Here is a 12,404-nt window from a genome sequence, read left to right as displayed (position 1 = left end):
CGACCACCTTCACCGCCGGTATCAGCCGGTAAGTTGAACCGGCTAGAGCACCGGACTGATTCCCTGGAACAGTCCGGTGCTCTAGTAGGTGAGGCCCCTGCCGCAAACGATCTTCCGCCCGAGCTTGAAGCGGACTTCGATATCCGGGGGGAGTGGCGGAAAGCTTCGCCTTCCGCCCTGAAGGGCTCAGCCCTTCTTCTTCGCCTTCTTGGCGGCGGCTGCTGCCTGGCGCTTGGTGTCGACCTTCTCGGCGATGCGGGCGGATTTGCCCTGGCGGCCGCGCAGGTAGTAGAGCTTGGCACGGCGGACCTTGCCTCGGCGCACGACCTCGATCGCGTCCACGAGGGGCGAGTAGATCGGGAAGACCCGCTCGACGCCTTCGCCGAAGCTGATCTTGCGCACGGTGAAGCTCTCATTGATGCCGCCGCCGGAGCGGGCGATGCAGACGCCTTCGAAGGCCTGGAGGCGCTCACGCTGGCCCTCGCGCACCTTCACCTGGACACGCACGGTGTCGCCGGGGGCGAATTCGGGGACTTCGGGTTTCAGCTCTTGTGCCAGCTCGGCTTCGAGCTGCTGGATGATGTTCATGTCTCGTCCGTCTCTTCATTCGGCGGATTGGACCGCGCCCTTTGGGGAGCCTCCCCGAGCAAGTCCGGTCGTCGCGCGCGCGTCAGGGTCAGGGCCTCTGCCCGTCGCCACTGGTGGATCTTCTGGTGGTCGCCGGAGAGCAGCACATCGGGGATGGGCCGCCCTTCAAACTCCCTAGGCCTTGTGAACTGAGGATACTCGAGCAGGTTCTGCTCGAAGCTCTCCTCCTCCCGCGAGGCCGGGGCGCCCAGTACACCGGGGAGGAGGCGCACGCAAGCCTCGATCATGGCCATGGCGGCCACCTCGCCCCCCGCCAGAACGAAGTCGCCAAGGGAGATCTCCTCGAGCCCCCGCGCCTCGATCACCCGCTGGTCGATCCCCTCGAAGCGGCCGCAGACGAAGAGGGCGCCAGACCCCTCGGCCAGCTCATGCGCTCTAGCCTGGCTGAAGGGCCGCCCGCGAGGGCTGAGCAGCAGTTTCGGCCCCGGAACGCTCTCGGCGGCGTCGATGGTTCGGGCAAGGACGTCGGCCCGCATGACCATGCCAGGCCCGCCGCCCGCCGGGGTGTCATCGACGGTGCGGTGCTTATCCCCGGCGAAGTCCCGCGGGTTATAAACGTCGTAGGACCAGAGCCCGTCCTTCAGCCCACGGCCCAAAACGCCCACACCCAAGGGTCCCGGAAAGGCATCGGGGTAGAGGCTGACGATCCCCGCCCGCCAGCTCACCGCCCTGATCCCCTGGCGATCTCGAACAGCGCCCGCTCGGCGATCAGGCGGGCGGGGGCGCCGGTGATCTTGGTCGCGGCCTCGGCTTCGTAGAGCTTGGTCAGTGCCGCTTCGAGACCGCCTGCCGTCCAGCGTTCGAGCTGGCGCTTGGTCTCCGCCTCCTCCTTGAAGAAGACAGGCGGTTTCATCTTGCGCATGGCGCCTGCAGCGTTGTCGCCGGACTGTATCGCTTTGGCGGCAGGCAGAAGGCGCAGCACCCGGTTCTGGGCCTGGCGGAGCAGGGTCACCGGCGATGTGCCGAGCTCCTCGGCACCGAAGAGAATGTCGGAGAGCGGAGCAGTGCGCCCCGAAAACGCCGCCAGCGCCGCGCCCGCATCGTCCTGGGCCACCTCGGCGAGGCAGTCGCGCACATCTTCCGGGGTCACCTCTTCCGTACTCTGGCGCTGCGCCCTGGTCCCCTTGTAGAGGATGAGCTTCTCCACCTCCTGACGCAGAAGCCCCCTGCTCTCCCCCAGGGCCACAGAGAGCAGCATCAACGCTTCGTCGCCGATGGTGAGGTCTTCATCCGCAAGCTGACGGCGGATCGCCGCCATCGCGTCCCGCCCGCCCTCGGCGTAGCAGGGGATGGCGGCAGCAGCGGTGCTCTTCTCACAGACTTTCCTGAGGGCGGAGGTCTTCTTCAGGTCCCCCGCCTCGATCACCACCAGCCCGGCGCCCTGCAGCGTCCCCGCCTCCGCCGCCGTCAGGAGCGAGGTCACGGCGCCTGCAAGCTGCGGCCCGGCGCTTCGCACACGGATGGCTCGGCGTCCGCCGAGGAAGCTCTGAGCGGCCGCCTCGTCGGTGAGCTTCGCCGCGTCCGAGGCGTCCTGATCGGATAGGGTCACCGATCGCCAGGGATCGTCCAAATCCTCGGCGACGGCCTTGGCGATCATCCGTGCCCGTTCGGCCACCAGCCCTTGCTCGGGACCGTAGACCAAGGCACAGACCACGCCCGGCGCCGGGTCCTCCAGGAACTGCTTCAGCGCCGCTCCCTTGAGGGCGGTCACGGCACCGGGTCCGTGATCAGCTCGACGTCTTCGTCCTCGGTTTCGAGCTCGCGCTGGCGGTCGGCCTCGTTCTCGAGTTGGCGCAGGCTGTCGGTCTGGCCGTTGCCCTGCAGCAGCGAGCCGTTGGCGGTCTGGGGCGCCTGGCCCGCGGCGTAGAGCGCAGCATCGGTCTCGATCTTCCGTGTGAGGTCTAGCGTCGCCCGGCGAACGGCGTCCTCCTCCGCCACCAGCGAGGCATAGAGCCCCGGCACCACCGCGTAGGAGGCGATGCTGCGCAGGGTCTGCACGCGCTGCTCTCCGGTCTGATTGTCACGGTACGTCACCGTGGCGAAGAGGCTGTAGTTGAAGCGGCTGGCATTGCTGTCGATGCTGACCGCGACGCCTTGTGACTGCTGACGCAGAGCGATGTTCGCCGTGTAGCGCGGCTCCGCCGCCGTGTCCCGGAACCGCCTCTGCAGCGCCTCGATCATCACGTCGCGCGGCTGTACCGGTGCACGGACGATGCGGAAATCGATGTCGGACAGCCGGCTCTCCCCCTCCGCCGTCTGAACCTCGGCGTAGAGGGGTTTGAAGCCGCAGGAGGAAAGCAGCAGGGCGGCGGATAGGGCAAGCGCAAACCGGATCATCAGCCTGCCACCACGTTGACGATGCGGCCGGGCACGACGATCAGCTTGCGTACCGTCTTGCCCTCCATGAAGCGGGCCACGTCGGGCTGCGCTAGGGCCATGGCCTCGATGTCCTCCTTGGACGCATCCTTGGACGCCTTGATCTCACCCCGGCGCTTGCCGTTGACCTGAACAGGCAGGGTGACCGTGTCGTCCTCGAGGAACGTTTCGTTGACGGAAGGCCAGGCCGCGTCGCAGCAGAGGCCGTCATGGCCTAAGAGCTCCCAGCACTCCTCGGCGAGGTGCGGCATGAAGGGGGCGGTGAGCTGGGTGAGGAAGGTCAGCGCCTCGGCGGCCACGGGCGCTGCATCGCCTTCGGTCTTCAGGCCCTTCAGGGTCCCGAGGAACTCGTAGAGGCGGGCGATGGCCTTGTTGAAGCGGAAATGCTCGATATCGGCGGTGACGCCCGCGGCGGTGCGGTGCGCGGCCTTGCGGATGCCGAGAAGCGCCTCGGGCAGATCGTCCGAAGGCTGACCGGCGGAGGCGAGGCCACGACCCTTCTCCACCGTCTCATAGACCCGGTTGGCGAAGCGCCAGGCGCCCTCAGCCCCTGCCTCGGTCCACTCCACGTCGCGCTCGGGCGGGCTGTCCGAGAGCATGAAGAAGCGCACGGCGTCGGCGCCGTAAGCGTCCGCCATGGCCATGGGGTTGACCACGTTCTTCTTGGACTTGGACATTTTTTCGATGGGGAAACGGGCTACCGGTGTTACGCCCGCCCATATGTATGGCTTGCCATCCCCCGTTTCCCAGTTTTGTTGGTCATACGTCCAAAGGCAGGCGTCCAGGTCGACTTTCAGTAGGGGATGATCTTTCGCCAATTTGGTTTTGGAAGGATCGATATCTGTGCCACCTGAATAAGAAGTAGCTTCGTATTGCTCTCTTTTCGAGCGTTCTACGACCTCTTTCCAGATATTGATATACTTCTCAGCCTCATCAGTACTGCGGAAAAATGTGCTTCTTGGAGCAACATCCTCTGGGAAAACAAAACTTTCGAAGCCTGTAATGTAACGACCCTTGTACACTTCATGCGTCACCATCCCCTGGGTAAAGAGGTTCGTGAACGGCTCGTCCTGCTCCGTATAGCCGCACTCCTTCATCATACGCATAAAGTAGCGGGCGTAGAGGAGGTGGAGGATGGCGTGCTCGATGCCGCCGATATACTGCTGCACCGGCAGCCAGGCATCGGCCTCGGCCTTGTCCACCGGCTTGTCCGTAGGCTGAGAGGCGAAGCGGGCATAGTACCAGGAGCTGTCGACGAAGGTGTCCATGGTGTCGGTGTCGCGGCGGGCCGGGCCGTCGCAGGAGGGGCAAGGGGTCTCGCGCCAGGCCCTCGCGCCTTCACGGTCCAGCGGGTTGCCGGGGGTCTTGAACTCCTCCGGGTCCACCTCGGGCAGGGAGACAGGCAGCTGCTGCTCCGGCACGGGCACGGCGCCGCAGGCCTCGCAGTGGATGATCGGCACCGGGCAGCCCCAGTAGCGCTGACGGCTGAGGCCCCAATCGCGCAGGCGGTAGTTCGTGGTGCCCTCGCCCCAGCCCATCTCTTCGATCTTCGCGATGGCCTTGGGCAGCGCTTCGTCCGTGGACTTACCGTCGAGAAAGCCCGAGTGGATCATGTGGCCCGGGCCGGTATAGGCCTCCACTCTCCCATCATCCGTCATCCCGGACGTAGGCGTAGCCGAAGATCCGGGACCCATGGAGCCGTTATCAGATGCCTGGTCCATGGGTCCCGGATAGGCTTCGCCTTCCGGGATGACGGGTGAGATGACAGGCTTCACCGGCAGCCCATACTTCCGCGCGAAATCGAGGTCGCGCTGGTCATGGGCCGGGCAGGCGAAGATAGCGCCGGTGCCGTACTGCATCAGGATGAAGTTGCAGGCATAGACCGGCAGCTCCTCATCCGTGAACGGATGGCGTCCGGTGATAGGCAGCGGCACCCCCTTCTTCTCGGCCTTCTCGATATCGGCCTCGGAGGTGCCCTGCGCCGCGCACTCGGCGACGAAGGCAGCCACCTTGGGATCGCTTGACGCGTAGTGCTTCGCCAGCGGATGATCGGGCGCGACGCCCAGGAAGCTCGCGCCGTAGAGCGTGTCGGGCCTGGTCGTGTAGATCGGCAGGCTGTCCTGGGGCAGATCATTCCCCGACAGAGGGAAGCTCATCTTCAGCCCCTCGGACTTGCCGATCCAGTTCCTCTGCATTTCCTTGACGTGAGCGGGCCAGCCTTCGAGGCGGCCATCGTCGAGGGCGGCGAGGAGGTCGTCGGCCCGGTCGGTGATCTTGAAGAACCAGGTGGCCATGGACTTCTTCTCGACCGGCGCGCCGGAGCGCCAGCCCTTGCCGTCCACCACCTGTTCGTTGGCGAGCACGGTCATCTCCACCGGGTCCCAGTTCACTAGGCTCTCGCGACGCTCGACGAAACCCTTCTCCAGGAACTCCAGGAACAGCTTTTGTTGGTGGACGTAGTACTCAGGATCGCAGGTCGCGAACTCGCGGCTCCAGTCGATGGCCAGCCCCATGCGCTGGAGCTGCTCCTTCATCACTGCAATATTGCCGTAGGTCCACTCGCGCGGATGCCCGCCCTGGTCCCGCGCCGCATTCTCCGCAGGCAGACCGAAAGCGTCCCAGCCCATCGGGTGCAGAACGTCGTAGCCTTGGGCCTTCTTGTAGCGCGCGATGACGTCGCCCATGGCGTAGTTGCGCACATGCCCGATATGGATCTTGCCTGAGGGGTAGGGGAACATCTCCAGGACGTAGTATTTCTCCGCCCCCGTCTCTTTGGCTTCGAAGCTTTTCGCGTCGTCCCAGGCCTTCTGCCATTTCGGTTCAGCGGAGGCGGGGTTGTAGCGAGCCATGGATCGTCAGCCTTGCGGATAGGGGAAAGGATTGCGGCGCCCTAGGGACGCCGCTCAGCATAGTAAACTCGCATCGGAAGGAAAGCGCCCCGTCGAAAGGCCGCTTCGCTTAGTTCACCGCGTTGAGGCGCAGCTCGCGGGCTCTCGTCAGGATCGCGTTCTCGATCTCGCGGGCCGTGTTGGGGTTGGTGGCCGCATCGCTCCACCGGCCCGTGGCGGGGTCCTGGACCTGGCGGAAGACGTTGACCTTGAGCGCGTCGGCCCTCAGCGCCGTGTCCAGCACCAGCACGTTCGTGCGGAAGCGCTCATTGGGTGCCTGGGCACTGGCGAACCAGTCGGTGGTGAGCACGCCCGCCACCGGGTCCACCGTGTCGATGGGCATGAAGTTGATGGTCTCGAGCGAGGCCGTCCAGAGATAGCGGTTGACCGTGGTCACCGCCCTCGTCCCGTCCGACGCACCCACATTCAGGTCGCGGCCCTCCCCGGTATTGGCGCAGGCCGCCAGGATGGCAGCCAGGGCAGCCGTGCCGAAGATCTTGAAGAGGCGATGGTGTTCGGAACGCAAAGGAGTACCCCGTGAAATCTTGGGAGGGCAGGTAGCACCCCTACACCGCCTTTCAAACCCCCACGGCCCGATATGGTTGCAGGGAAGCCGCAGGGGGGCCGAAAAACGCAGTTTTGCAGCTTAGCGGCTAGTTTAGGGCTTTCGGCGTTCCCATTTCCCCTCCAAGGTGAAGTTTGAAGTACGTCTAGGGTTATGATGAGAGCGCTTCTCGCCAGCACGGTCCTCTTGGCCGCATCCAGCGCCTTCGCGCAGGATGATCCCATCGTGGTGGAAGGCGACCTGGTCGCCACCACGGGGCTGGCCGATGACGAGCTCGTCGGCGATGTGGATGCGCGGCTCAGCGTACGCGGCACCACCTTCACCGCTTCCGGCCTGGAGCTTGGGGCCGAGGCGGGCATCCGCTTCGACGAGGACCGGCTCGACCGCCAGGTGCTCGGTGGGCGCTACTCCTCTCTGGGCGCAGGCGGCACGCGCGGCTTCTCCCTGGACGGCAGCGACCTCTTCGTGGACCGCGCCTTCCTCTTCGCCCGCGGCGGCTTCGGCAGCCTCTCCGTCGGTGCCCATGAGGGGGCCGCGGCCAAGCTCGCGGTGACCTCGCCCAACATCTTCAGGGCGCTCGGCGTCAATGACTGGCGGGCGGACCCCACCGGCCTCAACGACGTGCACACGGTCAACGACTTCTCCGGCAGCGCAGCCAAGATCACCTACATGCCCCCCGCGGGGCTCTTCGGCGGCGTGATCGGCAACCTCCAGCTCGGCATCTCCTACGCGCCGCAGTTCAGGACCTGCGGCATCGAGGAGTGCGCGCCCGAGGGCGGCTTCGCGGTCAGCCCCGATGGCCGGGTCCTCCTGCAGGAGCAGCGCTGGCGCGACGTGTCCGAGGCGGCGCTCTACTACGAGAACGGCTTCCGGCTCGGCGGCGACCGGCTCAGCTTCGGCCTCGGCGCCAGCTTCGTCCATGCCGACGAGGAGAACGGCGACGCCTCGATCCAGGAGATCCTGCTGGACGACTACCAGGCCGTCTCCCTCGGCCTCAACGTGGCCTACGGCGACCTGACCATCGGCGGCTCGGTCAAGACCACCAATACGGGCATCGATGAGGACGTGGCCGGCCCCAGCGACTACCTCGCCTTCGATGCGGGCATCACCTACACCGCGGGCGACTGGCGGATGATGCTGGGCTACGGCCAGGCCGATGCCGAGCGTGATGCGAGCCTTCTGATCGGCCCGCAGCTCAATGTGGACCTGCCCTTCGCCCTCGACCGCAAGACCCAGACGACCCAGGCCGGTGTCGCCTATGTGCTGGGCCGCGGCATCACCCTCGGCGCCGCCGCCCAGTTCGTGGACAGCGACCGCCCCGGCCTTCTTGGCGGCCAGGAAGACACCACGGCGGTGATGCTCGAGAGCTCGATCCGGTTCTAGAGGCTCGCTTTTTATTCTGGCGCCACCGCTCGCTTTCGCTTCGCTCGCGTGCTTCGTCTCTCTGTTAGGTTCACTGGGGCTTCAACCCGCAGTCTACCCATCACCCTGTGAACGCGCCGATCGCACCAAAGCCCTGAAACGGGGCGCCCTCCAGGCTCGCGGCGGTGCGCTCGTTCATGCCGCCCAATGCTAGAAGCGGCACCCTAGCCGCTTGCGCTAGCGCGACCGCCCGGCTGCGGCCCAGCGGGGTCGCGCCGGGGTGACTCTGCGTGGCGTAGACCGGCGACAGGAAGGCCGCGTCCACCTCGTCCATGACGGCGCGCACGATCTCGTCCTCATCATGGACAGGGGCTGTGCGCAGCCCCTCCCCCTCCCCCGCGTGAACACCGTCCGCACCGGGCAGCGGGCGGCGCGCCATGAGGAACAGATGCCCCTTGGCCTGCACCACGTCCCGGACCTCGCCCGCCAAGCGCAGACGCTCGTCTGCGGGCAGACCGTCATGGCGGAAGATCACAGCGATGGGCTCTCCCCCATCGGGCAGCCCCTCCGCCATCTTCAGGATGTCCGGCGTCCGCTTCTCATCGCTGAAGAGAGCCAGGGCGAAGGGCAGCTCCGCCGGTCTAGGGGCGGCCCGGCGTAGACGCCATGCCGCCTCGTTCAGCACGATGACACGGGAGGTGAAGTCTGCCACAGGCGGGTCCATGAACGGCGAAGAGCGCATCCGCAACCTGCACCAAGTCCGTGAAGCGATCGCAAAGGCGGCTGAGGAGGCGGGCCGGGACCCCGGCGACGTGGGGCTGACGGCGGTCTCCAAGATGTTCACGGCGGAGGACATCCGGCCCCTTCTAGAGGCTGGCCACCGCCAGTTCGGCGAGAACCGGGTGCAGGAGAGCGCAGGCAAGTGGCCCGCCCTGCGCGAGGAGTTCGGGGGTCTCGAGCTGCGCCTGATCGGCCCCCTGCAGTCCAACAAGGCCGCCGATGCCGTGGCCCTGTTCGATGTCATCGAGACCGTGGACCGCCCCAAGATCGCCAAGGTCCTAGCGTCCGAGATGGAGAAGCAGGAACGCAGTCTCCCCGTCTTCGTTCAGGTCAACACGGGCGAGGAGCCGCAGAAGGCGGGGGTCGCCCCTTCGGAGGCCGTTTCGTTCGTCAAACATTGCCGGGACGAGCTGGGGCTAGAGGTGGTGGGTCTGATGGCGATCCCGCCCGCGGGCGCCGTTCCCGCCCCCCATTTCGCTCTTCTGAGGAGGCTGGCGGAGCGCTCGAACCTTGCGCGTGTCAGCATGGGCATGTCCGGCGACTATGAGGCGGCCGTAAGCCTCGGCTCGACGGAGGTTCGTGTGGGCAGCGGGATATTCGGGCCTCGCCCCTCTCCGTGAAGGCTCACCTGCGACAGGATGGAATGTCGCAGGAGGTTTTGCCAAACTCGGGAACTATGTCAGAAGCTTGAGCGTTCTTGCGTTCAACACGGTGTGAAATCACGAAAGCTGGCGGTTTCTAACGAAACACGTAGGAAGCGTGGTGGCGCAAGGGGCCTGCTCCTGAACGAGGCAGCCCGCAGGGTAGTAGAGCACAAGTTTGGAAGGCCGGCGGGGCGACCCCTCCCGGGTCTTGGAGGCAAGGAATATGGCCAGAGCAGCGAAGGTCCTGTTGGTCGAGGACGACGAGCTCCTGCGTGAGGCTCTGACCGATCAGTTCGCGGCCCATAGCGAGTTTCAGCTCAGCACGGCGGAGACCGCGGGCGACGCGATCGAGCGGCTGACCAAGGAGCAGCACATCGACTTGGTGCTGCTCGATATCGGCCTGCCGGACATGGACGGGCGCGAGGCCTGCCGAAAACTGCGCGACCAAGGCTTCAAGTCGCCCATCATCATGCTGACTGGCTCGGACGGCGACGACGACGTCATCAACGGCCTCGATTCAGGTGCCAACGACTACGTCACCAAGCCGTTCAAGTTCGCTGTCCTCCTGGCCCGACTGCGCGCCCACCTGCGCAGCCACGAGCAGTCCGAGGACGCGGTCTTCAAGATCGGCCCCTACGAGTTCAAGCCCGCGGTGAAGATGCTGGTCGACGGCCAGGACCGGAAGATCAAGCTCACCGAGAAGGAGAGCTCGATCCTCAAATATCTCTACCGCGCGGGCGGCCAGCCCGTGAGCCGCGACATCCTCCTCAACGAGGTCTGGGGCTACAACTCGGGCGTCACGACCCACACGCTGGAGACCCATGTCTACCGCCTGCGCCAGAAGATCGAGCCCAAGCCAGGCGAGAACGCGCTCCTCCTGACCGAGAGCGGCGGCTACAGGCTGGCACTGGAGAAGGCCGTTCACTGACGGCCCGAAGCCCCCTCCGCCCTTCGGGCACTTCCCCCACTGGTGGGGGAGGGAAGCAGTACCCATGTCGGGCTCTTATTTCGCTCCCCCACGAGTGGGGGAGCTGCCGGCAGGCTGAGGGGGCCGGGAGCGACTAGTGGTGCGCTTGCCCGCAAGTCTAAACCCCCTCCCCCTCCATCCGCTGCAGCCGGTAGGGATCGGCGGCGAAGACGCCTAGGATCTTCCGGTCGGCGGTGAAGTAGGTGAGCTCCTCCAAGGCGCGCTGCATGGCCGGATCGTCCGGGTGCCCCTCCGCCTCGACCTGGAAGCGCGTGGCCTCGAAGCTCGCATCCTCCTGATAGCTTTCGAGCTTGGTCAGGTTGACGCCGTTGGTGGCGAAGCCCCCCAGCGCCTTGTAGAGCGCCGCCGGGATGTTGCGCACGCGGAAGACGAAGCTCGTCAGCATCGGGCTCCGGCCCCGTTTCGGCCAGGCCTCCGACGTTTCCGCTTCCGGAACGAGCCTGAGAAAGCGGGTGACATTGCGGTCGGCGTCCTGGCAGTCGGGCTCGATGATAGTGAGGCCGTAGCGCTCGGCGGCGGAGCGCGGCGCGATGACGGCAACGCTCGGGTCGTGATCGTCGCGCAGCTCCCTCGCCGCCCCGGCCGTGTCCCGCGCCGCATCGGGTATCAGGCCCCTCGCCCTGATCGTCCGGCGGCACTGGCTGAGCGCCATGGGGTGGGAGCGCACCGTCCTGAGCGCCTTCGGATCGGCGCCCGGCAGGGTCATGAGCTGCATGTGCACCGGCAGGAAGTGCTCGGCGACGATGCTGAGCTTGCGGTCGGGGAGCAGGCGGTAGACATCGTCCACCCGTCCCGCCAGCGAGTTCTCCACCGGCACCATGGCCGCCTCGCAGGAGCCGCCGGTCACCGCGCCGAAGACAGCGTCGAAGGTGGGGTGCGGCACGGGCTCGTAGGCGGGAGCGTGAGCCTGGCAGCACAGCTCGGAAAAGGCTCCCGGCTCACCCTGATAGGCTATTTTCAATGTCTTTCCCCCAAAAAGCGGCGCCCGCGATCAAAGCGCGCGTTGCGGTGACGAGCCTCGGGCGCTATGGGCGCCCGAATGCTGAGAGCACGCCCGCGCGTGCTCGCACACACTAGGTACAAGGTACGAGCCGTCAGATGAAAGATCCTCTTTTCAGTAACAAGCTCGCCGGGGCGGTGCTGGTTGTCCTTCTGCTCTTCATCGGCCTGCCCGTGATCGCGGGCACGGTGGTGGAGCTGGCCGGTGGCCACCACGGTCACCACTATGAAGAGGAGAACCCCTTCGGGCTCAGCTACACCCCCTACGCAGAGCTGGTCGGCGGCGGCGAGGGCCAGGCCGAAGAGGAAGAGATCTTCTTAGGCTGCCTTCTCGCCGAGGCCGACGCCGAGCGCGGCGCCCGCTCCGCCGGTGTCTGCGCGGCCTGCCACAGCTTCGACCAGGGCGGTCCCCAAGGCACGGGTCCGAACCTCTGGGAAGTGGTGAACCGCGACATCGCCTCGGTCGGCGCCTATGGCGGCTACTCCTCGGCGCTCCAGTCCGAGGAGGGTGCCTGGACCTATGAGAAGCTCGACGCCTATCTCTACGACAGCCAGAGCTATATCAGCGGCACGCAGATGGCGCAGAAGATCCGCAAGGACAACAAGCGCGCGGACATCCTCGCCTATCTCGGCACGCTGAAGAGCGGCGAGCCTGCCGCCTATCCGACCTGCGAGCCCCCCGCTGAGGAGGGCGAAGAGATGGCCGAGGGCGAGGGCGAGACACCGATGGAGGAGGTAGCCGGTGAGGCCGCCGACCGGGTCGACTTCGAAGTGCCCGAGCCCGGCGAAGCCACCCTGCCCGACAGCCAGGTGAACAACCCCGGCAATGACGGCTATCCAGGCGACGCCACCCGCGAACAGCCCGCCAATCTCAGCGAAGTGCCCCAGGACAACACCCCCGACGAAGGCGCTCCCGGCAACGAGAACGCCCTGCCCGAGGGCGGCACCGCCGACGGCGACAGCCCCGATGCCCCCGAGCCGGACGCCGGTGAGGGCAGCGGCCAGTAAGGTCGCGGTTATCTGAAGCTTACGGAGGCGGGCTGCGGCCCGCCTTCTTTGCGTTTGTCTCTCTCGCAAACGCAGGTCGCCCCCTCCGCCCTTCGGGCACCTCCCCCACTTCGTAGGGGAGGGAAGCTGAAAGGCGTTGGCTACCC

At 66.3% G+C, this 12,404-nt stretch carries 12 protein-coding genes and 1 pseudogene; 4 read left to right on the top strand and 9 right to left on the bottom strand.

Annotation, left to right across the window (positions count from 1 at the left end):
- Positions 1 to 186: 186 nt before the first annotated feature.
- The 7 genes and pseudogenes from rplS to NOG11_RS12915 form a co-directional block, all read right to left on the bottom strand.
- Positions 187 to 588, bottom strand: coding sequence for a 50S ribosomal protein L19 (gene rplS / locus NOG11_RS12940; RefSeq protein WP_256620196.1), 402 nt, complete (start codon positions 586 to 588; stop codon positions 187 to 189).
- Positions 585 to 1,313 carry a tRNA (guanosine(37)-N1)-methyltransferase TrmD gene (gene trmD, locus NOG11_RS12935; protein ID WP_256620195.1) on the bottom strand — a complete coding sequence of 243 codons (729 nt, stop codon included), beginning with the start codon at positions 1,311 to 1,313 and terminating at the stop codon, positions 585 to 587. Before trmD ends, rplS begins: the two co-directional genes overlap by 4 nt.
- Complete coding sequence (gene holA / locus NOG11_RS12930; protein ID WP_256620194.1) at positions 1,310 to 2,359, bottom strand: DNA polymerase III subunit delta; 1,050 nt, start codon at positions 2,357 to 2,359, stop codon at positions 1,310 to 1,312. The genes trmD and holA overlap by 4 nt, the downstream gene beginning before the upstream one ends.
- Positions 2,356 to 2,985 carry a hypothetical protein gene (locus NOG11_RS12925; RefSeq protein ID WP_256620193.1) on the bottom strand — a complete coding sequence of 210 codons (630 nt, stop codon included), beginning with the start codon at positions 2,983 to 2,985 and terminating at the stop codon, positions 2,356 to 2,358. Before NOG11_RS12925 ends, holA begins: the two co-directional genes overlap by 4 nt.
- Positions 2,985 to 3,530 (bottom strand): class I tRNA ligase family protein, encoded by a 546-nt coding sequence (locus NOG11_RS15220; protein ID WP_370468291.1) that lies wholly within the window; start codon positions 3,528 to 3,530, stop codon positions 2,985 to 2,987. Before NOG11_RS15220 ends, NOG11_RS12925 begins: the two co-directional genes overlap by 1 nt.
- A 27-nt stretch (positions 3,531 to 3,557) precedes the next feature.
- A pseudogene (gene leuS, locus NOG11_RS12920) lies at positions 3,558 to 5,867 on the bottom strand (leucine--tRNA ligase); the annotation flags it as partial.
- A 115-nt stretch (positions 5,868 to 5,982) separates the two neighbouring features.
- Complete coding sequence (locus NOG11_RS12915) at positions 5,983 to 6,438, bottom strand: DUF3576 domain-containing protein (protein WP_256620191.1); 456 nt, start codon at positions 6,436 to 6,438, stop codon at positions 5,983 to 5,985.
- A 192-nt stretch (positions 6,439 to 6,630) separates the two neighbouring features.
- Between NOG11_RS12915 and NOG11_RS12910 the strand changes: the two genes are divergently transcribed.
- Positions 6,631 to 7,860: a porin gene (locus tag NOG11_RS12910; protein WP_256620190.1), complete on the top strand. Its 1,230-nt coding sequence runs from the start codon at positions 6,631 to 6,633 to the stop codon at positions 7,858 to 7,860.
- 100 nt (positions 7,861 to 7,960) lie between these two features.
- On the opposite strand, the gene NOG11_RS12905 is transcribed toward NOG11_RS12910, so the two are convergent.
- Positions 7,961 to 8,551, bottom strand: a complete 591-nt coding sequence (locus NOG11_RS12905) for a thiamine phosphate synthase (RefSeq protein WP_256620189.1) — start codon at positions 8,549 to 8,551, stop codon at positions 7,961 to 7,963.
- Positions 8,552 to 8,561: 10 nt separating this feature from the next.
- Between NOG11_RS12905 and NOG11_RS12900 the strand changes: the two genes are divergently transcribed.
- Positions 8,562 to 9,239: a YggS family pyridoxal phosphate-dependent enzyme gene (locus tag NOG11_RS12900; RefSeq protein ID WP_256620188.1), complete on the top strand. Its 678-nt coding sequence runs from the start codon at positions 8,562 to 8,564 to the stop codon at positions 9,237 to 9,239.
- Between the two features lie 247 nt (positions 9,240 to 9,486).
- A complete protein-coding gene (locus NOG11_RS12895) occupies positions 9,487 to 10,191 on the top strand; it encodes a response regulator transcription factor (RefSeq protein WP_256620187.1) in 705 nt (234 codons plus the stop codon).
- Positions 10,192 to 10,348: 157 nt separating this feature from the next.
- Here the strand turns inward: NOG11_RS12895 and NOG11_RS12890 are convergent, their stop codons facing one another.
- On the bottom strand, positions 10,349 to 11,212 hold the full coding sequence (locus tag NOG11_RS12890; protein WP_256620186.1) for a prephenate dehydratase: 864 nt from the start codon (positions 11,210 to 11,212) through the stop codon (positions 10,349 to 10,351).
- 137 nt (positions 11,213 to 11,349) lie between these two features.
- Between NOG11_RS12890 and NOG11_RS12885 the strand changes: the two genes are divergently transcribed.
- Positions 11,350 to 12,258 (top strand): c-type cytochrome, encoded by a 909-nt coding sequence (locus tag NOG11_RS12885; RefSeq protein ID WP_256620185.1) that lies wholly within the window; start codon positions 11,350 to 11,352, stop codon positions 12,256 to 12,258.
- Positions 12,259 to 12,404: the final 146 nt, after the last annotated feature.

The sequence above is a fragment of the Parvularcula maris genome, assembly GCF_024505085.1.
GTDB lineage: Bacteria > Pseudomonadota > Alphaproteobacteria > Caulobacterales > Parvularculaceae > Parvularcula > Parvularcula maris.
The sequence above is the reverse complement of the archived record's forward strand: the minus strand, read 5'-3'. Positions and strand labels throughout refer to the sequence as shown.

Excerpts from the sequence above, each read along its gene's own strand:
- NOG11_RS12885 (WP_256620185.1), top strand. The coding sequence starts at position 11,350 with ATGAAAGATCCTCTTTTCAGTAACAAGCTCGCCGGGGCGGTGCTGGTT.
- NOG11_RS12900 (WP_256620188.1), top strand. The coding sequence starts at position 8,562 with ATGAACGGCGAAGAGCGCATCCGCAACCTGCACCAAGTCCGTGAAGCG.
- rplS (WP_256620196.1), bottom strand. The coding sequence starts at position 588 with ATGAACATCATCCAGCAGCTCGAAGCCGAGCTGGCACAAGAGCTGAAA.
- NOG11_RS12910 (WP_256620190.1), top strand. The coding sequence starts at position 6,631 with ATGATGAGAGCGCTTCTCGCCAGCACGGTCCTCTTGGCCGCATCCAGC.
- NOG11_RS12895 (WP_256620187.1), top strand. The coding sequence starts at position 9,487 with ATGGCCAGAGCAGCGAAGGTCCTGTTGGTCGAGGACGACGAGCTCCTG.
- NOG11_RS12925 (WP_256620193.1), bottom strand. The coding sequence starts at position 2,985 with ATGATCCGGTTTGCGCTTGCCCTATCCGCCGCCCTGCTGCTTTCCTCC.